This window comes from Streptomyces sp. SID13666 (genome assembly GCF_010548325.1).
Classification (GTDB): Bacteria; Actinomycetota; Actinomycetes; order Streptomycetales; family Streptomycetaceae; genus Actinacidiphila; species Actinacidiphila fildesensis.
The window spans coordinates 50,644-75,154 of the sequence record NZ_JAAGLX010000041.1 but is presented as its reverse complement, the minus strand read 5'-3'; the positions used below and the strand labels follow the sequence as shown (position 1 = coordinate 75,154).

Annotated in this window: 25 protein-coding genes and 1 riboswitch; of the genes, 14 read left to right on the top strand and 11 right to left on the bottom strand. The window is 70.9% G+C overall.

All coding sequences use genetic code 11. The annotated features are described in order from the left end of the window. The 4 genes from G3I60_RS34885 to G3I60_RS34870 form a co-directional block, all read right to left on the bottom strand. Positions 1-381: urease accessory UreF family protein (locus G3I60_RS34885; protein WP_275418570.1), on the bottom strand; the 381-nt coding region annotated here is incomplete at its 3' end. Then, positions 381-2,102 carry an urease subunit alpha gene (locus G3I60_RS34880; protein ID WP_138354515.1) on the bottom strand — a complete coding sequence of 574 codons (1,722 nt, stop codon included), beginning with the start codon at positions 2,100-2,102 and terminating at the stop codon, positions 381-383. The genes G3I60_RS34880 and G3I60_RS34885, both read right to left, overlap by 1 nt. Next, positions 2,095-2,406, bottom strand: coding sequence for an urease subunit beta (locus G3I60_RS34875; protein ID WP_138354514.1), 312 nt, complete (start codon positions 2,404-2,406; stop codon positions 2,095-2,097). The genes G3I60_RS34880 and G3I60_RS34875 overlap by 8 nt, the downstream gene beginning before the upstream one ends. Positions 2,407-2,421: 15 nt before the next feature. Then, positions 2,422-2,724, bottom strand: a complete 303-nt coding sequence (locus G3I60_RS34870) for an urease subunit gamma (RefSeq protein WP_164297158.1) — start codon at positions 2,722-2,724, stop codon at positions 2,422-2,424. 354 nt (positions 2,725-3,078) lie between these two features. Between G3I60_RS34870 and G3I60_RS34865 the strand changes: the two genes are divergently transcribed. After that, the gene (locus G3I60_RS34865) at positions 3,079-4,410 is read left to right on the top strand and encodes a M28 family metallopeptidase (RefSeq protein WP_343241788.1); all 1,332 of its coding nucleotides are present in this window, start codon (positions 3,079-3,081) and stop codon (positions 4,408-4,410) included. Positions 4,411-4,482: 72 nt separating this feature from the next. On the opposite strand, the gene G3I60_RS34860 is transcribed toward G3I60_RS34865, so the two are convergent. Continuing rightward, a complete protein-coding gene (locus G3I60_RS34860; RefSeq protein ID WP_138354512.1) occupies positions 4,483-4,782 on the bottom strand; it encodes a type II toxin-antitoxin system Phd/YefM family antitoxin in 300 nt (99 codons plus the stop codon). 56 nt (positions 4,783-4,838) lie between these two features. Here G3I60_RS34860 and G3I60_RS34855 point away from each other — a divergent pair, with 56 nt between their 5' ends. From G3I60_RS34855 to G3I60_RS34835, 5 genes are all read left to right on the top strand, one after another. Beyond that, positions 4,839-5,474: an ATP-dependent Clp protease proteolytic subunit gene (locus tag G3I60_RS34855; RefSeq protein ID WP_164297156.1), complete on the top strand. Its 636-nt coding sequence runs from the start codon at positions 4,839-4,841 to the stop codon at positions 5,472-5,474. Between the two features lie 5 nt (positions 5,475-5,479). Beyond that, complete coding sequence (locus G3I60_RS34850) at positions 5,480-5,785, top strand: hypothetical protein (RefSeq protein WP_138354562.1); 306 nt, start codon at positions 5,480-5,482, stop codon at positions 5,783-5,785. Between the two features lie 321 nt (positions 5,786-6,106). Beyond that, positions 6,107-6,270: riboswitch (cyclic di-AMP (ydaO/yuaA leader) on the top strand. Positions 6,271-6,288: 18 nt separating this feature from the next. Then, on the top strand, positions 6,289-6,744 hold the full coding sequence (locus G3I60_RS34845; RefSeq protein WP_164297174.1) for a C40 family peptidase: 456 nt from the start codon (positions 6,289-6,291) through the stop codon (positions 6,742-6,744). Between the two features lie 141 nt (positions 6,745-6,885). Further along, positions 6,886-7,314, top strand: coding sequence for a VOC family protein (locus G3I60_RS34840; protein WP_164297154.1), 429 nt, complete (start codon positions 6,886-6,888; stop codon positions 7,312-7,314). Then, entirely contained in the window at positions 7,311-7,943 is a 633-nt protein-coding gene (locus G3I60_RS34835; RefSeq protein ID WP_138354508.1) for a GNAT family N-acetyltransferase, read from the top strand. Before G3I60_RS34840 ends, G3I60_RS34835 begins: the two co-directional genes overlap by 4 nt. An 86-nt stretch (positions 7,944-8,029) precedes the next feature. Here the strand turns inward: G3I60_RS34835 and G3I60_RS34830 are convergent, their stop codons facing one another. Next, complete coding sequence (locus tag G3I60_RS34830; protein WP_138354507.1) at positions 8,030-8,458, bottom strand: ATP-binding protein; 429 nt, start codon at positions 8,456-8,458, stop codon at positions 8,030-8,032. Between the two features lie 242 nt (positions 8,459-8,700). On the opposite strand from G3I60_RS34830, the gene G3I60_RS34825 reads away from it, so the two are divergent. Next, a complete protein-coding gene (locus G3I60_RS34825; RefSeq protein ID WP_164297152.1) occupies positions 8,701-9,588 on the top strand; it encodes a helix-turn-helix transcriptional regulator in 888 nt (295 codons plus the stop codon). A gap of 11 nt (positions 9,589-9,599) precedes the next feature. Beyond that, on the top strand, positions 9,600-9,836 hold the full coding sequence (locus G3I60_RS34820) for a DUF397 domain-containing protein (RefSeq protein ID WP_164297150.1): 237 nt from the start codon (positions 9,600-9,602) through the stop codon (positions 9,834-9,836). On the opposite strand, the gene G3I60_RS34815 is transcribed toward G3I60_RS34820, so the two are convergent. Continuing rightward, on the bottom strand, positions 9,804-10,976 hold the full coding sequence (locus tag G3I60_RS34815; protein ID WP_164297149.1) for an 8-amino-7-oxononanoate synthase: 1,173 nt from the start codon (positions 10,974-10,976) through the stop codon (positions 9,804-9,806). The two genes, G3I60_RS34820 and G3I60_RS34815, sit on opposite strands and share 33 nt — an antisense overlap. Positions 10,977-11,166: 190 nt before the next feature. On the opposite strand from G3I60_RS34815, the gene bioB reads away from it, so the two are divergent. The 3 genes from bioB (at position 11,167) to bioD (ending at position 14,548) form a co-directional block, all read left to right on the top strand. Further along, complete coding sequence (gene bioB, locus G3I60_RS34810) at positions 11,167-12,435, top strand: biotin synthase BioB (RefSeq protein WP_138354503.1); 1,269 nt, start codon at positions 11,167-11,169, stop codon at positions 12,433-12,435. Continuing rightward, entirely contained in the window at positions 12,428-13,759 is a 1,332-nt protein-coding gene (locus tag G3I60_RS34805; RefSeq protein WP_164297146.1) for an adenosylmethionine--8-amino-7-oxononanoate transaminase, read from the top strand. Before bioB ends, G3I60_RS34805 begins: the two co-directional genes overlap by 8 nt. A gap of 69 nt (positions 13,760-13,828) precedes the next feature. After that, a complete protein-coding gene (gene bioD, locus G3I60_RS34800) occupies positions 13,829-14,548 on the top strand; it encodes a dethiobiotin synthase (RefSeq protein WP_164608138.1) in 720 nt (239 codons plus the stop codon). Between the two features lie 33 nt (positions 14,549-14,581). Here bioD and G3I60_RS34795 read toward each other — a convergent pair whose 3' ends face one another. From G3I60_RS34795 to dnaE, 4 genes are all read right to left on the bottom strand, one after another. Beyond that, on the bottom strand, positions 14,582-14,953 hold the full coding sequence (locus tag G3I60_RS34795) for a fic family toxin-antitoxin system, toxin component (RefSeq protein ID WP_138354500.1): 372 nt from the start codon (positions 14,951-14,953) through the stop codon (positions 14,582-14,584). Beyond that, entirely contained in the window at positions 14,950-15,177 is a 228-nt protein-coding gene (locus G3I60_RS34790) for an antitoxin (protein WP_138354499.1), read from the bottom strand. The genes G3I60_RS34795 and G3I60_RS34790 overlap by 4 nt, the downstream gene beginning before the upstream one ends. Before the next feature lie 67 nt (positions 15,178-15,244). Then, complete coding sequence (locus G3I60_RS34785; protein ID WP_164297144.1) at positions 15,245-15,667, bottom strand: GNAT family N-acetyltransferase; 423 nt, start codon at positions 15,665-15,667, stop codon at positions 15,245-15,247. A gap of 90 nt (positions 15,668-15,757) precedes the next feature. Then, positions 15,758-19,315 (bottom strand): DNA polymerase III subunit alpha, encoded by a 3,558-nt coding sequence (gene dnaE / locus G3I60_RS34780; RefSeq protein ID WP_138354497.1) that lies wholly within the window; start codon positions 19,313-19,315, stop codon positions 15,758-15,760. Between the two features lie 371 nt (positions 19,316-19,686). On the opposite strand from dnaE, the gene G3I60_RS34775 reads away from it, so the two are divergent. From G3I60_RS34775 to G3I60_RS34765, 3 genes are all read left to right on the top strand, one after another. Continuing rightward, complete coding sequence (locus tag G3I60_RS34775; protein WP_164297142.1) at positions 19,687-21,036, top strand: hemolysin family protein; 1,350 nt, start codon at positions 19,687-19,689, stop codon at positions 21,034-21,036. After that, positions 21,033-22,109, top strand: coding sequence for a hemolysin family protein (locus G3I60_RS34770; protein WP_164297140.1), 1,077 nt, complete (start codon positions 21,033-21,035; stop codon positions 22,107-22,109). The genes G3I60_RS34775 and G3I60_RS34770 overlap by 4 nt, the downstream gene beginning before the upstream one ends. A gap of 159 nt (positions 22,110-22,268) precedes the next feature. After that, entirely contained in the window at positions 22,269-24,500 is a 2,232-nt protein-coding gene (locus tag G3I60_RS34765; RefSeq protein ID WP_239070619.1) for an AAA family ATPase, read from the top strand. Positions 24,501-24,511 lie beyond the last annotated feature (11 nt).

The following is a 24,511-nucleotide window of genomic DNA, read 5'->3' as shown; positions in this document are numbered from 1 at the left end:
GGCGGCGAGCCGGGTGAGTTCCGCGGCGGGCCAGGCGGCCCGCGCGGCGCGCATCAGTTGCCGGCCGAGTTTGCGGGCGGTGGCGCGCAGTGCGGGTGACGGGGTGCGGGCGTCGGCCGCGGCGTCGAGCAGCAGCGGATCGAGTCCGGTGGTCGCCGCCGCGGCGAGCGCGGCGGCCACCAGCCCCGAGGTGTGCAGCCGGCCCCGGCAGAAGGCGGCGAGACTGGCCGGGTCATGGATGAGACCCGCCGTGACGGCTGCCTCGCCGCCTCCGGAGTGGGCGTGGCCGCCGGCCGGGAACCGTCCGTCGGCCAGCATCAGCAGCGCGGCCCTGGCGGCGGGGGCCGGTGCCGTCGCGGTCACCGTGGCACTCGGCGTCATCAGAAGAGGAAGTAACGCTGGGCCATGGGCAGTTCGGCAGCGGGTGCCGGTTCGACGACCTCGCCGTCGATGCGCACGGTGAAGGTGTCGGGGTCGACCTCGACCCGCGGCAGGGCGTCGTTCTCCCGCATGTCGGCCTTGGTCAGCGCTCGGGTGCTGCGGATCGGCAGGAACCGCTTGCCCAGGCCGAGCCGGTCCGGGAGGCCGTCGTCGAGCGCGGTCTGCGTGGTGAAGTTGAAGGAGTTGGCGGCCGGTGCCCGTCCGACGGCGCCGAACATCGGCCGCGGCAGCACCGGTTGGGGGGTGGGAATGGAGGCGTTGGCGTCGCCCATCTGCGCGTAGGCGATCTGGCCGCCCTTGATGACGAGCAGCGGCTTGACGCCGAAGAACGCCGGTTCCCACAGGACGAGGTCGGCGAGCTTCCCGGTCTCGACGGAGCCGATCTCCTGGTCCAGGCCCTGCGCCACCGCCGGGTTGATGGTGTATTTGGCGACATAGCGACGAGCCCGGTGGTTGTCGGCGCGACCGTCCCCGGGCAATGAGCCGCGGCGCTTCTTCATCACGTGCGCGGTCTGCCAGGTCCGCAGCACGACCTCGCCGACCCGTCCCATGGCCTGGGAGTCGGAGCTGATGATGCTGATCGCGCCGAGGTCGTGCAGGAAGTCCTCGGCGGCGATGGTCGAGGGCCGGATGCGCGATTCGGCGAAGGCGAGGTCCTCGGGGACGGCCGGGTTGAGGTGATGGCAGACCATCAGCATGTCGAGGTGCTCCTCGACGGTGTTGACGGTGTGCGGCCGGGTGGGATTGGTCGAGGACGGCAGGACGTTGGGCCGGGAGACGACGGTGATGATGTCGGGTGCGTGCCCGCCGCCCGCGCCTTCCGTGTGGTAAGCGTGGATGCCGCGGCCCGCGATGGCGGCGAGGGTGTCCTCGACGAAGCCGGCCTCGTTCAGGGTGTCGGTGTGGATGGCGAGCTGGGCTCCGGTGGCGTCGCACACCGTCAGACAGGCGTCGATCGCGGCCGGGGTCGCCCCCCAGTCCTCATGGATCTTGAATCCCACCGCTCCGCCGCGCAGTTGGCTGTACATCGCCTCGGACGACACGGTGTTGCCCTTGCCGAGCAGCCCGATGTTGACCGGATACGCCTCCAGCGCCGCGAACATCCGGGCCAGGTGCCAGGGTCCGGGGGTGATGGTGGTGGCCCTGGTGCCCTCGGCGGGGCCGGTGCCGCCGCCGACGATGGTCGTCACCCCGGCGGACAGGGCCTGGTCGACGACGGTCGGCGAGATGAAGTGGACATGCGCGTCGACCGCTCCGGCGGTGAGGATCCTGCCGTTGCCCGCGATGATCTCGGTCTCGGGTCCGATGACCAGGTCCGGATGCACACCGTCCATCGTCTCGGGGTTCCCGGCCTTGCCGATCGCGGCGATACGGCCGTCCCGGATCCCGATGTCCGCCTTGACGACGCCCCAGTGGTCCAGGACGACCGCGCCGGTGATGACGGTGTCGGGGGTGCCTTCCGCGCGGGTCGCCCGGGACTGGCCCATGGACTCGCGGATCACCTTCCCGCCGCCGAAGACCGCCTCGTCGCCGGAGCCGGCCGGGCCGCCGGACAGATCGCGTTCGACCTCGATCAGCAGGTCGGTGTCGGCGAGCCGGATCCGGTCGCCCGCCGTCGGGCCGAACAGGTCGGCGTATACGGCTCGGGTGAGTTCAGCCATCGAGGGCTCCCGCGGTCTCGCCGCGCAGCCCGGCGACGATGCGCGCACCGCCGATGGGCACCAGCTCCACCGCGACCGGGATACCGGGCTCGAAGCGCACGGCGGTGCCGGCGGCGATGGACAGCCGCAGGCCGTGGGCGGCCGCGCGGTCGAAGTCCAGACCGGGGTTGGTCTCGGCGAAGTGGTAGTGGGAGCCGACCTGGACCGGACGGTCGGCGGTGTTGAGCACCGTCAGCCGGGTGACGGGCTTTCCCTCGTTGAGCGGTACGGGCTCGTCGGCATGGAGGATCTCTCCGGGAATCATCGGTGGGCCTCCTCGTCAGACGATCGGGTCGTGCACGGTGACCAGCTTGGTCCCGTCGGGGAAGGTGGCCTCGACCTGCACGTCCGGGATCATCTCGGGGATGCCGTCCATGACGTCGGCCCGGCTCAGCACCGTGCGGCCCGAGGCCATCAACTCGGCGACGGTGCGGCCGTCGCGGGCACCTTCGAGGATGTGCGCGGTGATCAGCGCGATGGACTCGGGGTGATTGAGCCGCAGACCGCGCGCGCGGCGCCGGTCCGCCACATCGGCGGCGACGTGAATGAGCAGGCGCTCCTGCTCATGGGGGGTCAGTTGCACGGCCACACCTCACAGTCGATCGGGTGCGGAACGTTAGTTCGGCGGCGTTTCACCCGCGTTAACTCACGTTACGCGCAGTGCCCAGGTCGGAGCCGGCACCGCGGTTCGGGCGGCCTGCCGTGTCGTGGGTCCCTGGAGCGTCTTTGCGATTCCTTTGCAACGCCTTTGCCTGGCTTCGTCCGTTCACCGGAACTTCCTGTCCGGTTATCGCCCTTGACGCCTCATCCGGGACCGCCGGATCATCATGTCCGCATCAAAGAGACTTCTGGCCAGAAGACGCTCCTGCGCGCCGTGGTCGACGCCGCGGCGTGCCTCGTTCGTTCCGCGCCCCCACCACGGAAAACGGAGCACCACGTGTCCACAAGACTGACGCTGCGCCATGCCCTGACCGCCATCGGCGCGGTCACCGCGCTCTCGGCGGCCCTCATCGGCGCATCGCCCGCGGCCACTGCCGCGGCCCCGGCCTCCCCCGCGCCGACCGTCGCCGCACCGGACATCCCGGTCGCGAACGTCAAGGCGCACCTGACCCAACTGCAGTCCATCGCCACCGCGAACAGCGGCAACCGCGCCCACGGACGGCCCGGCTACAAGGCCTCACTCGACTACGTCAAGGGCAAGCTGGACGCGGCCGGCTACACCACGACGATCCAGCAGTTCACCAGCAGCGGCGCCACCGGCTGGAACCTCATAGCCGACTGGCCGGGCGGCGACGCCAACCATGTGGTGATGAGCGGTGCGCACCTGGACTCCGTCACCGCGGGACCCGGCATCAACGACAACGGGTCGGGCACCGCGGGCACCCTGGAGGTCGCCCTCGCCGTCTCGCGCGCCGGCCTGCAGCCCACCAAGCACCTGCGGTTCGGCTGGTTCGGCGCCGAGGAGCTGGGGATGATCGGCTCCAAGTACTACGTCAACAACCTGCCGGCCGCCGAGCGGTCGAAGATCGACGCCTATCTCAACTTCGACATGATCGGCTCGCCCAACCCCGGGTACTTCGTCTACGACGACAACGGGCCGCTCGAGACGGTCTTCAAGGACTTCTTCGCCACCAGGGGCATCCCGACCGAGATCGAGACCGAGGGTGACGGCCGTTCCGACCACGCCCCGTTCAAGAGCGCGGGTGTGCCGGTCGGCGGGCTGTTCAGCGGCGCGGACTACACCAAGACCGCGGCGCAGGCACAGAAGTGGGGCGGCACCTCGGGCCAGGCGTTCGACGCCTGCTACCACCGCTCGTGCGACACCTCCGCCAACCTCAACGACAGCGCGCTGGACAACAACAGCGACGCCATCGCGTACGCGGTCTGGAACCTGAGCACCGGGACCACGACACCGCCGACCGGCACGGTCTTCGAGAACACCACGGACGTCGCCATCCCGGACGCGGGCGCTGCCGTCACCTCGTCGGTCACCGTCAGCGGTATCGCGGGCAACGCGCCCAGCACCCTGCAGGTGGGCGTCGACATCGTCCACACCTACCGCGGTGACCTCGTCATCGACCTGGTAGCTCCCGACGGCAGCACCTACCGCCTGAAGAACTCCAGCGGCTCGGACTCCGCCGACAACGTCGTGACCACGTACACCGCCAACGCCTCCAGCGAGGTCGCCAACGGCGTCTGGAAGCTCAAGGTCCAGGACGTCGCCCGCGTCGACACCGGCTACATCAACAGCTGGAAGCTGACCTTCTGACGCACTGAGCGCGCGCTGCACGGGCGCGCGAGCGCACACCGCACCACCTGTACGACGACCGCTCCGACCGTCTCATTCGCGGCCCGGACGCCGATCTCCGGCGTCCGGGCCGCGGTGCTCCGCGGCGATGCCGAAGCGGCGGCGTTCGCCCGTGGCGGACGCCCGGGAGCCGAACGAGGAGACCGTGCTGATCACCGGCTCCTCGGTCGCCGCATCAAGATCGCGCAGTCGCTGCAGGTCAGCGGCGGAGACCAGAGCAACGAGCGGCTTGCCGTGGCGCGTCAGCACCACCTGCTCACCGCCGTAGACAACGCGGTTGATCAGTTCCGCGAGCTCCGCACGCGCTTGTGTCACCGGTACTTCATGGGCCATGCTCCCCATCATATCGAGATGTACGTCCTGTACATTTTTTACATGGAGGTGCCGCCATGATCCGACCCACCGCCCGCTACGTCCTGCCCGAGTTCACCGAACGCACCAGCTCCGGGACCCGCACCATGGACCCGTACTCCAAGCTGCTGCAGGAACGCGTCGTCATCCTCGGGACCCAGATCGACGACACCTCCGCCAACGACGTCATGGCGCAGTTCATCCATCTGGAGAGCTCGGCACCCGGGCAGGACATCTCGCTGTACATCAACTCCCCCGGCGGCTCGTTCACCGCCATGACCGCGATCTACGACACGATGCAGTTCGTCACCTGCGACGTGTCCACGGTCTGCATCGGCCAGGCGGCCTCGGCCGCCGCCGTGCTGCTCGCCGCCGGCGCCCCCGGCAAGCGCATGATCACTCCGGGCGCACGGGTCCTCATCCACCAGCCGTCGTTCGGGCAGGCAGTGCAGGGCACCATCGCGGACCTGGAGATCCAGGCCCGGGAACTGCTGCGCACCCGGGAGAAGTTGGAGGAGCTGCTGGTGCGCCACACCGGACAGGAGCCCGAGCGGGTCAGCGCCGACATCGAGCGCGACATGATCCTCGACGCCACGCAGGCGCTGGCCTACGGCGTCGTCGACCGCGTCACCCTCAGCCGGAAGACCAACGGCACCACACACGGCATCCGGTGACACCGGTGGTGCCGGAACTGCCGCCGCTGCCGGCCCTGACGCGCTCCGAGGGCGAACTCGTCGACCGCTATCTGGAGATCGTGGACCTGCTGGGACGGATCAACCCGTCCCGCTCCCGCGACACCTACGGCGCGCTGCGCGCCGCCCAGGCCTTGGTCGGCAGGGCGACGGCACTGCGCGAGGCGCTGGCGGTGATGCACGACCGCGGCGAGACCGAGGTGCACACCGGCACGCTGGGCAGGGCGCTGCGCGTCCTGGACGGTGAGCGGCGGACGTCCCTGGTGGTCGTCCCGCCTCCGCCGGGCCACTGAACGGCCCATCGGGGGCGACATCCGGCCGCACGTTCGGAGTAGTCACCCTTGCGCGTGACGGGTGGATGTTGCAGCACCGACTTGCGACGTCCGCCCGTCATGGTCGGTGCTTCCGCCCCAGGTCAACCGGCGTGCGCCCGGGCGGAAACGGCAGCGGTCGGCGTTCCGTCCACCCAAATAGGTGATTGGTGACGAGAATCACATAAGGCCGTTTGTGTACCGATCCGAGGGCATTCGTGAGTCATGCTCCCTTCGACGACAAGACCCCGCCGCCGTGGTGGGGCGGTCCGAGCGGACGCCCAATCCTGCCGCCGCCCGGATGCCCGGTCGACACTGCAACGGCAGGAACGGAGGACCCAGGCACGACGGGGCCGGCCCAGCGGTATCCAGGCCGTCCCCTTGGGGTGAAGCCGCGTCAGCGGCCGGGATTCTTCGCCTGCCCGAACCCGACAGGTCATCCTTCGCAAGCGGACGACGAAGGGTTTCGCATGGCCACGTTCGGCATGTCCACACGTCTGTCCCGTTTGGGGGCCGCCTCGGTCCTCACCGCCGCCGCTGTCGCGGTCCCCGCCCTGTTGCCGGCCACCGCCGCCCACGCCGACGCGGCCACCGCCTCCGCCAAGGCCCTGAGCGTCGCGGCGTCGAAGAAGGGCTCTCCGTACCAGTACGGCGCCGCGGGGCCGAACCGTTTCGACTGCTCCGGACTCACTCTGTACTCGTTCAACAAAGCCGGAAAGAAGCTGCCCCGCACCACCGGCGCCCAGTACAACAGCACCAAGCACATCGCGGCTTCGAGCCGCCAGGCCGGCGACCTGGTGTTCTTCCACACCGGCAGCAGCGTCTACCACGTGGGCATCTACGCCGGCAGCGGCAAGATCTGGCACGCCCCCAAGACCGGCACCCGGGTCCGGCTGGAGAAGATCTGGACCGGCAGTGTCTGGTACGGGCGGGTCCGCTGACGCACCGCGGGGCCCGGCCGTCCGGGCCCCGCGCGGCCGTTGGGCGACGCGGGCGGAGCGGGCGGATATTCCCGGCAAGGACGCCTGCCGGACGGATATGTTGACCCCGCTCGGGACCAACCCTCCGGCCGGGAGCCGTATATGACCTATCTCAACCCCGTCCACCACATCACCTTCGACGCCGCCGATCCGTACCGTCTCGCCGTGTTCTGGTCCGAGTTGACCGGCTACATACTGGAGGACTCCGACCCGGGTGACTCCGAGGTGCTCATCGATCCGGGCCAACCGGGTGTCCCCGGAATGCTGTTCATCCGGGTGCCCGAAGGAAAGTCGGCCAAGAACCGGGTGCACCTGGACATCCAGCCGCCCACCGGTACCCGCGACGAGACGGTCGCGCGGCTGACCGGGCTGGGCGCGACAGTGGTCAGTGACCAGCGGAGGCCGGACGGAACGGGATGGGTGTACATGGCCGACCCGGAGGGCAACGAGTTCTGCGTCGAGCGCAGCGCCCCCGAACGCGCCCGGGCGGCGGCCGGGACGACCCAGGCGGCTGAAGCAGCTCAGGCATGAGCCTGCCGCGGATCCTGGCCGATGTGGAGAAGGGCGTCCTGCCCGCCCCGGACGGCGGGGTGACCCTCGTGCCGCAGCCCTCGGAGCGCGACGCCGGGGTCTTCTCCTTCGCCGCGCACGCCGTCGTGTTCACCGATACCGACCACGACTGGATGCGCGGTCTGCTGACCCCCGGCGATCTCGCCGCGCCGCTCAGCCCGGCGTTCCTGGACGCCCTGGGCCGGCGCGTCGGCCGGCGGGTGGAGAACATCGACATGATGGTGCTCGCCCAGCCGCTGCCGGGGCCGCCGGATCTGCGACTGGAGCCGGCGACCGACCGCGCCCATCCGCGGATCGTCCGGGCGCTGCAGCGCCGTGACGACGTACGGGCCTGGACGACACCCGGCGGCACCGTGCTGATCGGCCGCGGCGTCGGCGGCCGCTGGGAAGCGGCCCTGGAGGTCGACCCCGGCGCGCGCGGAACGGGCCTGGGCCGCCGCCTCGCCCGCGCCGCCCGCCACCTGGTGCCCGGCGGCCGTCCGCTGTGGGCCCAGATCGCCCCGGGAAACGCCTCCAGCGTGCGCGCCTTCCTGGCCGCCGGATACGTCCCGGTGGGTGCGGAGGCGCTACTGGTCGCGGACCACGGCTGACGTTCCCGGGCCGGGCTCCCACACCTCGATCACGGCACACCGGTCGCGGCGCCCCGATCGCGGCACACCGCTCGCGGCCACACCGGTCACTGCACCGGGACCGCCCAGGGGAGCATGATCCAGACGGTCTTGCCGCCGTCCGGCGTGGGGGTCACCGAGAGCCGGCCGCCGGACTCCGCGGTGAGATGGCGGATGATGACCATGCCGCGCCCGTTGTCCTGCTGGACGGCGGCCGGCAGCCGCTGCGGCCAGCGCGGATGGCTGTCGGTGACCCCGATCCGCAGGTGCTCGGACCGCTCCAGCTGGACGTCCACGGTGAAGGTGGGTGACTGTCCGAGGGTGTGCAGCACGGCGTTGGTGGCGAGTTCGGAGACGATCAGTCGAACCGCGTCGACTGCGGGCGCGTTCTCGGGCATCCCCCAGTCCGCCAGCAGCCCGCAGACGTACCGGCGGGCCGTGGTGACCGAGGCGGGGTCGCTCGGCAGGGTGACGGATGCTTCCTGGAGGTCTGCCATGGCGACGCTGTCCCTTTCCCGCCGTGCCCCGAGACTCCGTCGTGCGGTCTGCCCGCAGGGAGCCGCGGACGGCTACTTCGCGCCAGAGTGCCACCTATGGTGCCGCTATTGCGGCCGATCCACAGCGATATGCATATATCTGTCGCTCAAAGCGGTGAACCCTGCTACGCGAGAACGTATTCAGGCGCAGACTGTCGCACTGGTGACGGTCTGAAAAGTTCCTTCAGGAAGGGCGGCGCGCGATGCAACAGATCCCCGCGGTACGACGCCGAAAGCTCGGAGCGGAACTCCGGCGGCAACGCGATCTGGCCGGGATGACGAGCGGCGAGGCCGCCCGCAGGGCCGGCTGGCACCAGTCGAAGGTGAGCCGTATCGAGACCGGCCGCAGCAGCGCGCGGCCGGAGGACGTGGCCTGTCTGCTGGACATCTACGGGGTCCGCGACCGTGAACTGCGCGACCTGTTGGCGACCTTGGCCGGGAAGGGTACCCAGCGCGGCTGGTGGCACGACTTCCGCGACGTACTGCCCCCGGAGTACCGCGACTTCATCAGTCTGGAAACCGGCGCCTGCCGGGCGCGCACCATGGAGAACAGCGTGGTGCCCGGCCTGCTGCAGACCCCGGCGTACGCCCGCGCGCTCACCCGCTCGGTCCTCCCGCAGCTCGGGGCACGGGAGGTCGACGCCCTGGTCGAGGTGCGGACGGCCCGGCAGGCCGTGCTGGAGCAGGATTCCCCGCTGGAGCTGCACGCTCTGCTCGACGAGGCGGTGCTGCGGCGCAATGTCGGCGGAGCACCGGTCATGGGGGCGCAGTTGCGACACCTCGCGGAAGCCGCCAGGATGCCGCGGATACGGCTGCAGGTTCTGCCCTTCGCCGCGGGCGGCCACATAGGTGTTACGGGATCTTTCGTAATCTTCTCATTCCCGCTCATTGCCGATCTGGACGTTGTTGTTATCGACCATTTGACGAGTAGTCTCTATGTGGATCGACAAGAGGATCTCAGGGCCTACAGCGCCGCGTTCGATCGATTGCGCTCCCACGCCCTGTCGTACGACGACTCATTGGCGTTCATTTCCGGGATCGGCTCCGGGAACGACTCCTGGATCGGCTCCGGGAACAGCAAAGGCGCGTAAGGAGGCACCATATGTCGGTACTGCCTCGGTACGTTTCCTCCAGCACAACTCTTTGTGCGACGCGGTGGCAACGCAGCAGCTACAGCACCGCGGCCAACAATTGCGTCGAAACGGCCCGGTTGTCCGCAGGACAGCTGGCCGTGCGCGACTCCAAGAACCCCGAGGGACCGGTGCTGCTGTTCGCGCCGGCCGCCTGGGACGACTTCGTACGGGCGCTACGCGCCGGTGAGTTCGCCGGACCGGGCTGAGTCCCGCGGCGCGGCGCGCACGATCACCCCGACCGCCTCGGCGATCTGCTGATCCGTCAGATCGCCGCGGGCGGTCAGCCGCAGTCGCGAGATGCCGTCGGGCACCGACGGCGGGCGGAAGCACCCCACCGCCAGGCCTGCGTTCCTGCAGTCCGCCGCCCACTGGAGCGCCGCCCCGGCCGACGGGGCACGCACCGCGACCACACAGGCGTCCGGCCGGGCCGACCGCAGCCCCGCCGCGGTCAGCCGGTCGTACAGCTGCAGGGCCACCGCACGGGCCCGCTCCGCGCGCTCCGGCTCACCGCGCAGCAGGCGCAGCGCGCCGAGCGCCGCGCCCGCCGCGGCGGGCGCGAGCCCGGTGTCGAAGATGAAGGTGCGGGCGGCGTTCACCAGGTGCTCGATCACCCGGGCCGGGCCGAGCACCACTCCGCCCTGGCTGCCGAGCGATTTCGACAGCGTGGCGGTGACGACCACGTCCGGCGCGCCGGCCAGGCCCGCCGCCCAGGCCGCGCCCCGGCCGCCCTCGCCCAGGACGCCCAGTCCGTGGGCGTCGTCCACGAGCAGTGCCGCGCCGTGCTCGCGGCAGGCGGCGGCCAGTCCGGTGAGCGGGGCCGCGTCGCCGTCGACGGAGAAGACCGAGTCGGAGACGACGACGGCGGGCCCGTCGTGCGCGTCCAGCGCCTTGCGCACCGCTTCCGTGTCGCGGTGCGCGACGACCTCGGTGTCGGCGCGCGACAGCCGGCAGCCGTCGATCAGCGAGGCGTGGTTGGAGGTGTCGGAGACGATGAGCGTGCCGGGCCCGGTCAGCGCGGTGACGGCGGCCAGGTTCGCGGCGTAGCCGGAGGCGAAGACCAGGGCGGCCTCGAACCCGCAGAATTCGGCGAGCTCCGCCTCCAGTTCGGTGTGCAGCTCGGTGGTGCCGGTGACCAGCCGGGAACCGGTGGAGCCCGCGCCCCACTGCAGGCAGGCGTCGGCCCCGGCCCGGGTGACCTGGGGGTGCCGGGCCAGTCCGAGGTAGTCGTTGCCCGCCAGGTCCAGCAGTGTCGACTCCGCCTGCCGCGGTCGCAGGGTGCGGACGAGGCCGGCCTCGCGGCGCCGCTCGGCGTGGGCGTCGATCCAGTCGAACGGGTCGCGGCTCATCGGGGTCCCTGGGGTCGGCGGGGCGGGCTCTGGCGGGTCCGGCGGTGCGGTGCGGAGGTGCGGGTGGGCCTGGCAGCAACGTACTGGTCGGGCCGCCCGGACAGGGTGTGGCGATACACACACCTATAGCCACCCCTGTTGTGCGGTCCATCATTGGCTCTCGGCCCCTCGGTGGGCCAGGATCGCCCCTATGGATCTGCTGAACACGCTGGTGGACAAGGGGCTGCGCCGAGAGCTGCCCACCCGGGATGAGGCGCTTGCCGTACTGGCGACCTCCGACGATGACCTGCTCGATGTGGTGACCGCGGCCGGCAAGGTGCGGCGCCAGTGGTTCGGGCGCCGTGTGAAGCTCAACTACCTGGTCAACCTCAAGTCCGGGCTGTGCCCGGAGGACTGCTCGTACTGCTCGCAGCGGCTCGGCTCCACGGCCGGGATCCTGAAGTACACCTGGCTCAAGCCGCACGAGGCGGCGGCCGCCGCGACGGCCGGTGTCGCGGGCGGGGCCAAGCGGGTGTGCCTGGTGGCCAGCGGGCGCGGTCCCACGGACCGCGATGTGGACCGGGTCTCCCGGACCATCGAGGCGATCAAGGAGGAGAACGAGGGCATCGAGGTGTGTGCGTGCCTGGGCCTGCTCTCCGCCGGTCAGGCGGACCGGCTGCGCGAGGCCGGCGCGGACGCGTACAACCACAATCTGAACACCTCCGAGGCGACGTACGGGGGTATCACCACCACGCACACGTACGCCGACCGGGTGGACACCGTGCAGCAGGCACAGGCGGCCGGGCTGTCCGCGTGCTCCGGTCTGATCGCGGGCATGGGCGAGTCCGACGCCGACCTCGTGGACGTGGTGTTCGCGCTGCGTGAGCTGGACCCGGACTCGGTGCCGGTCAACTTCCTGATCCCGTTCGAGGGCACCCCGCTGGCCGAGGAGTGGAACCTCACCCCGCAGCGCGCCCTGCGGATCCTGGCGATGGTGCGGTTCGTCTGCCCCGACGTGGAGGTCCGGCTCGCCGGCGGCCGCGAGGTGCACCTGCGCTCCCTGCAGCCGCTCGCGCTGCACCTGGTGAACTCGATCTTCCTGGGCGACTATCTGACCAGCGAGGGCCAGGCCGGCCAGGCCGACCTCGACATGATCGCCGACGCCGGCTTCGAGGTGGAGGGCGCGGGTACGGTCACGCTCCCCCAGCACCGCGCGGACGTGGCGCACGCCGGCGGCGGCTGCGGCTCGCACGAAGCGGGCGGCGGCTGCGGCTCGCAGAACGAGGACGCGGGCTGCGGTTCGCACGCCGACGGCGGCGGCTGCGGTCCCTGTGGCGGCGCGGCGCAGGGCGCACCCGAGCCGGTGGCGGAGCCCGCGGGCGCACCGGACCAGGAGCCGGTCCCGGCGGGTGCCGCCCGCACCGGACTGGTCGCCGTCCGCCGGCGCGGAGCGGGAACGGACCTGCCGCCCAATGCCTGAGCCTCTCATCACGCCGCCGGCTCCGGTGGCGCTGACCCCCGAGGCGCTGCTGGCACTGGACCGGGAACACGTCTGGCATCCCTACGGGCCGATGCCCGGCCGTCAGGAGCCGCTGATCGTCGCATCGGCGTCCGGGGTCCGACTGCGGCTGGCCGCCCCGGCGGAGGGCAGGACCGAGCTGATCGACGGCATGGCGTCCTGGTGGTCGGCGATCCACGGCTACAACCACCCGGTCCTCAACGAGGCCGCGCGCGGCCAGCTCGACCGGTTCAGCCATGTGATGTTCGGCGGGCTCACCCACGAGCCCGCCGTCCGGCTCGCGGCGCGGCTGGTGGAGATCACCCCGGAGCCGCTGCGCCATGTCTTCCTCACCGACTCCGGCTCGGTGTCGGTCGAGGTCGCGGTCAAGATGTGCCTGCAGTACTGGCGTTCGCTGGGCCGGCCGGCCAAGCAGCGGCTGCTGACCTGGCGCGGCGGCTACCACGGGGACACCTGGCAGCCGATGTCGGTGTGCGACCCCGACGGCGGGATGCACGAACTGTGGTCGGGGGCGCTCCCCCGGCAGGTCTTCGCCGACGCGCCGCCGTCCGGTTTCGACGCCGAGCCCGACCCGCGTTACGTGGCCCATCTGCGGGAGCTGATCGGCCGTCACGCCGATGAGCTGGCGGCGGTGATCGTCGAGCCGGTGGTGCAGGGCGCCGGCGGGATGAAGTTCCACTCCCCCGCCTATCTGCGGGTGCTGCGCGAGGCGTGCGACGAGCACGACGTGCTGCTGGTCTTCGACGAGATCGCCACCGGCTTCGGCCGCACCGGCGCTCTCTTCGCGGCGGAGCACGCCGGGATCTCGCCCGACGTGATGTGTCTGGGCAAGGCGCTGACCGGCGGTTATCTGACGATGGCGGCGACGCTGTGCACCACCCGGGTCGCCGACGGCATCTCGCGCGGCGAGGTCCCGGTGCTCGCGCACGGCCCGACGTTCATGGGCAACCCGCTCGCGGCGGCCGTCGCGTGTGCCTCGATCGACCTGCTGCTGTCGCAGGACTGGGCGGGCGACGTCAAACGTATCGAGGCCGGACTGCTCGACGGACTGGCGCCCGCCGCCGCGCTACCGGGCGTTCGGGACGTGCGCGTGCTCGGGGCGATCGGGGTCGTCCAGCTCGACCATCAGATCGACATGGCCGCGGCCACCCGGGCCGCGGTGGGGGCGGGTGTGTGGCTGCGCCCGTTCCGTGATCTGGTGTACATCATGCCGCCCTACGTCACCGGGGACGAGGACGTGGCGCGGATCTGTGCGGCGGTCCTGGCGGCCGCGCGCGCGGGCTGACAACCGGGGGCGGTCGGCGCGGAGCGGTCGGCGCGCCGTCCGGCATCGACACGAGGAGGAAGCGGTCACATGGCGGTACTGGCGGTCACGGGGACGGGCACGGAGATCGGGAAGACGGTGGTGACCGCGGCGGTCGCCGCGGCCGCACTGGCGCAGGGCCTGAGCGTCGCCGTGCTCAAACCCGCCCAGACGGGCCTGGCGGAGGGTGAGCCGGGTGACGCGGCCGAGGTGGCGCGGCTGGCCGGCGGGGTCACCGCGGTCGAACTCGCCCGCTACCCGGAACCGTTGGCGCCCGCGACCGCGGCCCGGCGGGCGGGACTGCACCCGGTGCGTCCGACCGAGATCGCCGAGGCGGCCGCGAAGCTGTCCGCCGTGCACGACGTGGTGCTGATCGAGGGCGCGGGCGGACTGCTGGTGCGCTTCGACGACGGCGGCTCGACCCTGGCCGATGTGGCGAAGCTGCTCGGCGCCGCCGTACTCGTGGTGGTGCCCGTCGGTCTCGGCACGCTCAACACGGCCGCGCTGACGACGGAGGCGCTGGCCGCGCGGGACCTGCGGTGCGCCGGACTCATCGTCGGCAGCTGGCCGGCCGAACCGGACCTGGCGGCCCGCTGCAACCTGACCGACCTCCCGGAGTCGGCGGGGGTGCCGCTGCTCGGGGCGGTCCCGGCCGGTGCGAGCACCCTCACCCCGGAGGAGTTCCGCGCCGCCGCGCCGGGCTGGCTGGCCCCGCAGCTCGGCGGTGTCTGGGACGCCGAGGAGTTCACCCGGACCGAGGGACGCGGCTAGGGCGTGTTGCGAAAGTCCCGTCCGGCTATCCGGCTATCCGCCCCAGCCGCGCAGTTCGTCCGCGATCCGGCCGACGCCGGCGGAGCCGTCCTTGACCAGCCGGGCCAGATCGCGGACCTGCTCCGGTGAGGTGGTGACCTTGAGTCCGCTGGCGACGAGGTAGGCATACGCGACCGCCGAGGCGAACATCGCGTTGGACCGCTCCAGGGCGGGGACGTGCACGAGTATCTGCAGCAGTGCGGCGGCGCGGTCGTGCGGGTCGGGGTAGACGGGGGTGCCGAAGATCTCCGCCTGGTGCCGGCTCACCGCCGCGAGCAGCGCGCCCCAGTCGGTGACCTGTGGGTCGCCCGGGGTGTTGTGCTCGGCGACCATGAGCAGCCAGGCCAGGTCGATACGCAGGCTCAACGGCTGCCTTCGCGCTCCGTGCCGAACTCCTCCGCGAACACCGACTCGTAACTCTTCATGAAGTCGGCCGCGGCCTCGACGAAGGTGCGTCCGCGTTCACCCGCGTCCTGCTGGACGAGCTCTTCGATGTACCGGTTCACGCTGATGCCCCGGCGCGAAGCCCGGTCCCGGGCCGTTTCGGCGGTGGACTCTTCCACCCGCACGTTCAACTGGGTCTTGGCCATACCTACAAGCTAGCGCCGATCCGCTAGTAGCGGCAAGTGGGCCGCGGCGGATCCCGCCGGCCGGCGGCTACCTCAGCGGCTTGGTCCAGCGCCGCCACGGCTCCTCGGGGCCATAGCCGGCCGCCTTCCAAGCGTGGTGCGCCAGCTCGTTGCGCTGCAGGACCATCGCGTCCGCCCGCCGCCCGCCCAGCGCGACGAAGCGTTCCTCCGTCGCCGCCAGCAGCGCCGCGGCGATCCCCTGGCGCCGGGCGCCGGGGTGCACGGCCAGCCGGTAGATATGGCACCGCCAGCCGTCGAATCCGGAGATCACCGACCCCAGGAGCACACCGTCGCGTTCGGCCAGGAGCAGCGCCTCCGGGTCCCGGGCGATCAGCCGGGCCACGCCCTGCTCGTCGTCACTGATGCTGGCGCCCTCGGCCGCCACCTGCCAGAAGCCGAGTACGGCCGCGATGTCCGAGGGGTCCGCCGCGCGGATGTGAAGGTCGTTCATGCGGCGCAGTCAAACAGCCGGCCCGCCCCCGCGGCCAGTGGTTTCCGTCCCGTCAGCCCGGAAGCGGACGGGACGGAAACCACTCGCGGGTCATGCCACGCCCAGCCAGCTCTCGGCGCCGAAGGAGCCCTTGATGTCGGAGGCGATGGTCTCGTGGTTCACCAGGAACCCCAGCTCGAAGACGGTGGTCTTCTCCGGCCCGCGGACCCGCATGCGCACCGGGCTGTCGCCCGGGTGGGCGCGCAGAATCCGCTTGAGCTCGTTGATCGTCGGCTGGTTGAGCTTGTGGGCCCGCATGAACAGCTGGACGGGAGGCTTGCCGCCGTACTCGGCCGACGAGATGTCCAGCTCCATCAGTTCCTGACCGGCGATGTTGATCGTTCCGTCGCGGTCGTTGATCCGTCCGGTCACCGCGACCACGGTGTCCGGGATCAGGGCGTGCTGCACCAGCTGGTAGGAGGCGGGGAAGAAGCAGATCTCCATGTTCGCGTCACGGTCGGCGAGGTGCACGATCGCCCACGCGTTGCCCTGCTTCGTCATCCGCCGCTCGACGGTGGTGATCAGCCCCGCGAGTTTCACCACTCCCTGGGTCTGCCCGGAGGCGACCAGATCGGCGATGGAGGTGTCGCGGTTGCGGGCGAGGATGTGCTCGGCCCCGTCCAGCGGGTGCGCCGAGACGTACAGGCCCAGCATCTCGCGCTCGGTCGACAGCAGCTGCTTGCGCGGCCACTCGTCCTCGCCGATCTTGAAGTCCAGACCGAAGCCGCTGCCGCCGCCGTCGTCCCCGCTGTCGAGCGCGCCGAACAGGTCGTCCTGCCCGTACGCCTCGGCCTTCTTGACCGGGATGATCGCGTCGATGGCGTCCTCGTGGACCGCGGACAGGCCCTTGCGGGTGTGTCCGAGCGAGTCGAAGGCGCCGGCCTTGATCAGGGATTCCACGGCGCGCTTGTTGAGCGTGGTGATCTCGGCCTTGTCGAGGAAGTCGCTGAACGCCGTGTACTTGCCCTTGGACTTGCGGGAGGCGACCAGCGACTCGATGACGTTGGTGCCCACGTTGCGCACGGACTTCAGGCCGAACCGGACGTCGTCGCCGACGGCGGTGAAGTCGGCGGTGGACTCGTTCACGTCCGGGGGCAGCACCCTGACGCCCATCTTGCGGGCGTCGGCCAGGTAGATGGCGGCCTTGTCCTTGTCGTCGTCCACCGAGGTGAGCAGCGCCGCCATGTACTCGGCGGGGTAGTTCGCCTTGAGGTAGGCGGTCCAGTACGAGACGAGTCCGTAGCCGGCGGTGTGCGACTTGTTGAAGGCGTAGCCGGAGAACGGGAGCATGACGTCCCACAGCGCCTTGATGGACTCCTCGCTGTAGCCGTTGGTCTGCATGCCGCCGTGGAACTTCTCCCACTCGGCCGCCAGCACCTCGGGCTTCTTCTTGCCCATCGCGCGGCGCAGCAGGTCGGCGCCGCCGAGGCTGTAGCCGGCCAGCTCCCGGGCGATGGCCATGATCTGCTCCTGGTACACGAGCAGATGGAACGTGGTGCCCAGGATCGGGTCGAGCGCTTCGCGCAGCTCGGGGTGGATCGGTTCGATCTCCTGGCGGCCGTTCTTGCGGTGCGCGTAGTTGGTGTGCGCGTTGGCGGCCATCGGGCCCGGCCGGTACAGGGCGAGGACGGCGGCGATGTCCTCGAACCGGGTGGGCTCCATCAGCTTCAGCAGGGCGCGCATGGCGCCGCCGTCGAGCTGGAAGACGCCCAGGGTGTCGCCGCGGGCCATCAGTTCGTAGGTGGTGGCGTCGTCCAGCGGGATGGTCTCGGTCTTGAGGTCCACCCCCCGGTTCTCCTTCACGATCTTCAGGGCGTGATGGATGATGCCCAGGTTCCGGAGACCCAGGAAGTCCATCTTGACCAGCCCCATGTTCTCGCAACTGGGGTAGTCGAAGCCCGTGATGATCACGCCGTCCTTGTCCCGGCGGTGCATCGGGATCAGGTCCAGCAGGGGTGTCTTCGAGAGGATCACCGCGGCCGCGTGCACACCGGTGCCGCGGACCAGGCCCTCGATGCCCTTCGCGGTGTCGATGACGCGCTTGACGTCCGGCTCGTTCTCGTACATCTGCCGGATCTCGCCCGCCTCGCCGTAGCGGGGGTGCGAGGGGTCGAACATGCCGGTGAGCGGGACGCCCTTGCCCATCACGTCGGCGGGCATCGCCTTGGTGATGCGGTCGCCCATCGCGAAGGGGTAGCCCAGGACCCGGGAGGAGTCCTTGACCGCGGCCTTGGCCTTGATGGTGCCGAACGTGTTGACCTGGGCGGTGTACTCCTCCCCGTACTTCTCGGTGACGTAGCGCACCATCCGGTCGCGCTGGCGGTCGTCGAAGTCGAGGTCGACGTCGGGCGGGTTGATGCGCTCGGGGTTCAGGAACCGCTCGAACAGCAGCCCGTGCTCCAGGGGGCACAGCTCGGTGATGCGGGTGGCGTACGCGACGATGGAACCGGTCGCGGAGCCACGGCCGGGGCCGACGGGCACGTCGTTGTCACGGGCGTACTTGCAGATGTCGGCGACGACGAGGAAGTAGCTGGAGAACCCCATCGGACCGATGATCTTCATCTCGGTCTCGAAGCGCTCCATGACGGCGTCCGGGATGGGGTCGCCGTACCGCATCGCCAGGCCGCGCATGCACTCCTTGCGCAGCCAGGACTCCTGGTCCTCGCCCTCGGGCACCACGAACTGCGGCATCTGGTTGACCTCGGCGAAGACCTCGTCGTAGTCCTGGATGCGCTCGGCGATCAGCAGCGTGTTGTCGCACGCCTCGGGCAGCTCGGAGAACAGCTCCCGCATCTCGGCCGCGGTCTTGATGTAGTAGCCGGTCCCGTTGAACCGGAAGCGGCCCGGGTCGTCCTTGTTCTTGCCGACGCCGACGCACAGCAGAGTGTCGTGCGAGTCGGCCTCGCTCTCGTGCACGTAGTGCGAGTCGTTGGTCGCCAGGAGCGGGATCTTCAGCTCCTTGGCGATCTTGAGCAGGTCCTCGCGGACGTTGCGCTCGAGGTCCAGGCCGTGGTCCATCAGCTCCAGGAAGTAGTTCTCCCGCCCGAACATGTCCTGGAAGTCGGAGGCCGCCTGGAGGGCCGCGTCGAACTGGCCGAGCCGGATCCGGGTCTGGATCTCGCCCGACGGGCAGCCCGTGGTCGCGATGATCCCCGAGGCGTGCTGGGAGATCAGTTCGCGGTCCATACGGGGCTTGCCGTAGAAGCCCTCGAAGCTCGCGAGCGAGGAGAGCCGGAAGAGGTTCCGCAGCCCCTGCGCGTGCTCGGCCCACATCGTCATGTGGGTGAAGCGGCCGCCGCCGCTGACGTCCTTGCTGCCCTCGCCGTCGTCCGAGACGGCCCGCTGCCCGCCTGGGCCCCAGAACTCCGGCTTCCGGTTGCGCCGCGAGGACGGCGCCACATAGGCCTCGATGCCGATGATCGGCTTGACCGGGCCCTTCTTCGCCACCTGGAAGAACTCGTACGCGCCGAACATGTTGCCGTGGTCCGACATCGCCACGGCCGGCATCCCCTCCTCCTCGATCTTCTTGAAGAGGATGGGCAGCTTCTGCGCGCCGTCGAGAAGCGAGAACTGGGTGTGATTGTGCAGGTGGACAAAGCTGTCGGACACCGGGCAGGCACCTCCGGGGCGGGTCGCGGGAAGCCTCCACCCTATCCCTCGGCACCCTCACCGGAAGCCTCCTCGCGACCCTTCCCACATGATCGAAAACGGCGTGAAACAGTGACCTGGGGCGATCACGGAACGAGTTCGCGCAACACCGTGGGGTAGCCCGCGCGTGGCGCCGGGAGCGACCCGCCGGGCGCTCCGGAGGCCCCGCGCCACGCCGCGCCTTTGCCTTTCCTTTACTATGAGCGTGATCGAGTCCTCCGACGGAACGACCTCCAGGAAAGGTGTGAGCGTCCCTCCATGGACGAACCTCCCAGTAGCCGGCGCCGTGCGGACCGACCACCTCTGCCCGATCATGGGACGGAGGTGACCCGATGACCGAAGTGCTCCTCCTGGTGGTCGCTCTGCTGCTCACCCTCGCCTGCGGTGTCTTCGTCGCGGCCGAGTTCTCGCTCACGACGATCGAACGCGGTGAGCTGGAACGTGCGGAGCAGGCCGGTGAGCGCGGCGCCTCCGCCGCACTGCAGGCCGTCCGCACCCTGACGCTCCAGCTGTCGGGCGCGCAGTTGGGGATCACGGTCACCGGCCTGGTGATCGGCATGCTCTCCAAGGGCTCGATCACCGAACTGCTCACCGGCCCGATGCGGGCCGCCGGGCTGCCGGACTCCGCGGCCTCCTCCGCCGCGCTGGTGCTGGGCACCGCGCTGTCGACCGTGATGCTGATGGTCGTCGGCGAACTCGTCCCGAAGAACTGGGCGATCTCCCGGCCGCTGCCGGTGGCCAAAGCCGTCGCCGCCCCGCAGCGCGCCTTCACCGCCGCGTTCGGCCCGCTGATCCGGCATCTGAACAACACCGCCAACCGGATGCTGCGCCGGATGGGGCTGGAGCCCGCGGAGGAGCTGGCCTCCGCGCGCGGTCCGCAGGAGCTGGTGGCGCTGGCCCGGCACTCCGCCAAGGCCGGCACGCTCGAGGCCGACACCGCCGAGCTGTTCGTCCGCACCCTGAACCTGTCGGAACTCACCGCGGAGAACGTGATGACCCCGCGCGTCCAGGTCACCGCGCTCGACTCGCGGGCCACCGCCGAGGACGTCGCCGACGCGACCCGCGCCACCGGCCTGTCCCGCTTCCCCGTCTACCGCGGCACCCTCGACTCCGTCATCGGCACCGCCCACATCAAGGACGTACTGGCCGTTCCCGCCGGGCGCCGCCCGCGCTTCCCGGTCACCTCGCTGCTGCGCGAACCGCTGCTGGTGCCCGAATCGCTGACCGTCGACCGGCTGCTGGACCGGCTCGGCGGCAAGCAGTCCATGGCGGTCGTCATCGACGAGTACGGCGGCACGGCCGGTGTGGTCACCCTGGAGGACATCGTCGAGGAGGTCGTCGGCGAGGTCCGCGACGAGCACGACCCGCACGAGCTGTCCGACCTCACCTTCACCGGCGAGGACGCCGACGGCCGGCGGACCTACGACGCGGACGGCGCGACCCGCACCGACGACCAGCTGGAGGAGATCGGCCTGCACGCGCCCGAAGGCCCGTACGAGACCCTCGCCGGACTCGTCGCCCAGCGCCTCGGCCGGATCCCGGCCACCGGCGACACCGTCGAACTCGACGGCTGGCGGCTGGAGGTCACCGAGGCGGCCGGCCGGCGCGCCTCACGCGTCCGGATCGTCGCACCGCCCGCCTCCGACACCCCGTCGGCACCGAACGGGGAGAGCACCCGATGACCGTCCTGCAACTCCTCATCGGCGCCCTGACCCTCGTCGTCAACGCCTTCTTCGTCGGCGCCGAGTTCGCGATGATCTCCGTACGCCGCAGCCAGATCGAATCGCGCGCCGACGAAGGGGACCGGCGCGCCCGCAGCGTCATCTGGGGCCTGGAGCATCTGTCCCCGCTGCTCGCCGCCGCCCAGCTCGGCATCACGGTCTGCACCCTGGTGCTCGGCATCGTCGCGGAACCGGCCATCGCGCATCTGCTGGAACCGGTCTTCCACGCCGTCAACGTGCCCGACGCGCTCATCCACCCGATCGCCTTCGTGATCGCCCTGGCCGTCGCCACCTATCTCCACATGCTCATCGGCGAGATGGTCCCCAAGAACATCGCCCTCGCCGCACCCGCGCGCAGCGCGCTCGCACTCGGCCCGCCGCTGGTCACCTTCACCCGGGCGCTGCGGCCGGTGATCTTCACCATCAACGCCTTCGCGAACACCCTGCTGAAGCTGTTGCGGGTGGAGACCAAGGACGAGGTCGCGGCGGTCTTCTCCGACGCCCAGCTGTCCCGCATGGTGACCGACGCCGGTCTGGCGGGACTGCTGGACTCGCGGGCCACCGAACGGCTGCAGGACGCCCTGGAGCTGGGCCGCCGGCCCGTCGGCGAGGTCGCGCTGCCGACCGACCGCGTCGTCCGGGCCCCGCTCGGCATCACTCCCGAGGATCTGGAGCAGCTGTCCGCCCGCTCCGGCTTCTCGCGCTTCCCGGTGGCGGAGGGCGACGGCCGGGTGCTGGGCTATCTGCACGTCAAGGACGCCCTGTTCACCGAGCCGCGCGACCGGCCCTTCCCCCGTACGGCGCTGCGCCCGATCACCACGGTCAGCGCGGCCAGCCCCCTCGACGACGTCCTCACCGCCATGCGCGCCGGCCGGGCCCACCTCGCCTCGGTCGTCGACGAGCAGAGCCGCAGCATCGGCTTCGTCACCATGGCCGACGTCCTCAAGGAACTGGTCGGCCCGGCCGCGACCGGCAGGGACGCGGACCAGCCCGGTTCACCGGGTCCGGCCGGGGCCGCCCCCGCTTCCCGCTGACGGATGCCGCGCCGCCCGAAATGATTCCGGGCAAGGAATTACCCCGGACGTATTGACGTCCGGGGTAATTCCTTGCGTATATTAGGTGTTTCATGTCTTCGCGCGTCAAAACAGCGCGGAGAAGTCTTATGCGCACACTGTACCGCGTCAGGAGCTGAATTGTCAACCGAGGAATTGCAGAAAGAACAGCAATTCGTCTCACGGCTCTACGAGCGCCTCGACACGCTCCGGGAGCAGGCCGAGGCCGCACTCCAGGCATCCTTTACCCAGGTGGGCAAGGGTCTCCAGGCCCGCCTCGAACGCGATGTGATCGCCACCGAGCGGACCGACCGGCTCTCCGCGCTGAATTCCGTGGAGTCCGGGCTCTGCTTCGGGCGAATCGACTTCGCCGATGGCATACGCCATCACATCGGCCGTATCGGAATCCGGCAGGACGACGCCGACCGGACCCCGCTCGTCGTGGACTGGCGGGCCCCTGTCGCACGTCCTTTCTATCTCGCCACCGGGCATTCCCCGATGGGCCTGCGCCGTCGCCGGCACCTCACCACCGTCGGCCGCACCGTCACCGCACTGCACGACGAGGTCCTGGACCTCACCGACGCGGTGCGCACGGGACACGAGGACCCGCGCGGGGACGCCGTGCTTCTCGCCGCGCTCGGTGCCGCCCGCACGGGCCGGATGGCCGACATCGTGCAGACCATCCAGGCCGAGCAGGACGAGATCATCCGCGCCCCGCACCGGGGCGTGCTCGTCGTCGAGGGCGGGCCCGGCACCGGCAAGACCGCCGTCGCGCTGCACCGCGCGGCGTATCTGCTCTACGCGTACCGCGAGCAGCTGGCCCGCCGCGCGGTGCTGATTGTCGGGCCCAACCCGGCCTTCCTCGGCTACATCGGCGAGGTACTGCCGTCACTCGGCGAGACCGGTGTGCTGCTGTCGACCGTGGGAGAGCTCTTCCCCGGCGTCGCCGCCACGGGGACGGACAGCCCCGGGGCCGCCGCCGTCAAGGGGCGGGCCGGCATGGCCGATGTCCTCGCGAAGGTGCTGCGCGACCGGCAGACCGTCCCCGACCCGGCCCTTCCCATCCAGCACGAGCGCGAGACGCTGCTGCTGGAGCGGGCCGTCGCCGAGGACGCCCGGCACTGCGCGCGCCAGACCCGGCTGCCGCACAACCTGGCCCGCGCCCACTTCGGCCGCTTCGTCCTCGACGCGCTCACCGCACAGCTCGCCGACCGGCTGGGCACGGACCCGTACGACGGGGAGAACTTCCTCGACCCGGCGGAGGTCGAGCAGCTGGGCCGCGAGCTCAACGACAACCCCGCGGTGCACGCCGCCATCGACGCGTACTGGCCCTACCTCACCCCGCAGCAGCTGGTCGGAGACTTCCTCACCGATCCGGTCCAGCTGCCGGACGCGGACGCCGAGTTGATCCGCCGCACCGGCGGCGGCTGGACCGTCGGCGACATCCCGCTGCTGGACGAGGCCGCCGAACTGCTCGGCGAGGACGACCGGGCGGCGCGGGCCGCGGCGGCGCGGGAGCGCGGCGAGCAGGTGGCCTACGCCCAGGGGGTACTGGAACTGTCCTACGGCTCGCGCTCCTTCGAGTTCGAGGACGGGGAGTCCGAGGTGCTGACCGCCCACGACCTCATCGACGCCGAGCGCTTCGCCGACCGGCACGAGGAGACCGACCGCCGCAGCGCCGCGGAACGCGCCGCCGCCGACCGTACCTGGGCCTTCGGCCACATCATCGTGGACGAGGCGCAGGAGCTGTCCGCCATGGCGTGGCGGCTGCTGATGCGCCGCTGCCCGACGCGTTCGCTGACCCTGGTCGGCGACCCCGCCCAGACCGGCGATCCGGCGGGCTGCGACTCCTGGCGGCAGATCCTGGACCCGTACGTCGGGGACCGCTGGAGCCATGTGCGGCTGGGAGTCAACTACCGCACGCCCGCCGAGATCATGGAGCTGGCGGCCGGGGTGGCGAGGGCCGCCGACCCGTCGTACGAGCCGCCGCGCTCGGTGCGTTCGACAGGAGTACGACCCCGGGTGTGCGTCACGGACGACCTCGTCCGTACGGTCGCGGAGGCCGCCTCCCGGGAGACCCCGGACGACGGCCGGCTCGCGGTGATCGCGCCGCGGGCACTGCACGAGGCACTGGCCGGGAAGCTCCCGGGGGTGATGGCGGGCGAGGAGCCCGATCTGACGCAGTCTCTCGTGCTGCTCGAACCCCGCCAGGCCAAGGGGCTGGAGTTCGACTCGGTGATCGTCGTCGAGCCGGCGCTCATCGTCTCCGGTTCCGCGCGCGGAGCCAGCGATCTCTATGTCGCCCTGACCCGTGCCACCCGGTCACTGGCCGTGGTGCACACCGGCGGCCTTCCGGAGGGCCTGGAGGAGTGACCGCCCGGAAG

What these genes read in the sequence shown, in the direction of transcription:
- G3I60_RS34880 (WP_138354515.1), bottom strand. Translation starts at nt 2,102, where the DNA reads ATGGCTGAACTCACCCGAGCCGTATACGCCGACCTGTTCGGCCCGACG.
- G3I60_RS34875 (WP_138354514.1), bottom strand. Translation starts at nt 2,406, where the DNA reads ATGATTCCCGGAGAGATCCTCCATGCCGACGAGCCCGTACCGCTCAAC.
- G3I60_RS34860 (WP_138354512.1), bottom strand. Translation starts at nt 4,782, where the DNA reads ATGGCCCATGAAGTACCGGTGACACAAGCGCGTGCGGAGCTCGCGGAA.
- G3I60_RS34855 (WP_164297156.1), top strand. Translation starts at nt 4,839, where the DNA reads ATGATCCGACCCACCGCCCGCTACGTCCTGCCCGAGTTCACCGAACGC.
- G3I60_RS34845 (WP_164297174.1), top strand. Translation starts at nt 6,289, where the DNA reads ATGTCCACACGTCTGTCCCGTTTGGGGGCCGCCTCGGTCCTCACCGCC.
- G3I60_RS34840 (WP_164297154.1), top strand. Translation starts at nt 6,886, where the DNA reads ATGACCTATCTCAACCCCGTCCACCACATCACCTTCGACGCCGCCGAT.
- G3I60_RS34835 (WP_138354508.1), top strand. Translation starts at nt 7,311, where the DNA reads ATGAGCCTGCCGCGGATCCTGGCCGATGTGGAGAAGGGCGTCCTGCCC.
- G3I60_RS34830 (WP_138354507.1), bottom strand. Translation starts at nt 8,458, where the DNA reads ATGGCAGACCTCCAGGAAGCATCCGTCACCCTGCCGAGCGACCCCGCC.
- G3I60_RS34825 (WP_164297152.1), top strand. Translation starts at nt 8,701, where the DNA reads ATGCAACAGATCCCCGCGGTACGACGCCGAAAGCTCGGAGCGGAACTC.
- G3I60_RS34820 (WP_164297150.1), top strand. Translation starts at nt 9,600, where the DNA reads ATGTCGGTACTGCCTCGGTACGTTTCCTCCAGCACAACTCTTTGTGCG.
- G3I60_RS34815 (WP_164297149.1), bottom strand. Translation starts at nt 10,976, where the DNA reads ATGAGCCGCGACCCGTTCGACTGGATCGACGCCCACGCCGAGCGGCGC.
- bioB (WP_138354503.1), top strand. Translation starts at nt 11,167, where the DNA reads ATGGATCTGCTGAACACGCTGGTGGACAAGGGGCTGCGCCGAGAGCTG.
- G3I60_RS34805 (WP_164297146.1), top strand. Translation starts at nt 12,428, where the DNA reads ATGCCTGAGCCTCTCATCACGCCGCCGGCTCCGGTGGCGCTGACCCCC.
- bioD (WP_164608138.1), top strand. Translation starts at nt 13,829, where the DNA reads ATGGCGGTACTGGCGGTCACGGGGACGGGCACGGAGATCGGGAAGACG.
- G3I60_RS34790 (WP_138354499.1), bottom strand. Translation starts at nt 15,177, where the DNA reads ATGGCCAAGACCCAGTTGAACGTGCGGGTGGAAGAGTCCACCGCCGAA.
- G3I60_RS34785 (WP_164297144.1), bottom strand. Translation starts at nt 15,667, where the DNA reads ATGAACGACCTTCACATCCGCGCGGCGGACCCCTCGGACATCGCGGCC.
- G3I60_RS34775 (WP_164297142.1), top strand. Translation starts at nt 19,687, where the DNA reads ATGACCGAAGTGCTCCTCCTGGTGGTCGCTCTGCTGCTCACCCTCGCC.
- G3I60_RS34770 (WP_164297140.1), top strand. Translation starts at nt 21,033, where the DNA reads ATGACCGTCCTGCAACTCCTCATCGGCGCCCTGACCCTCGTCGTCAAC.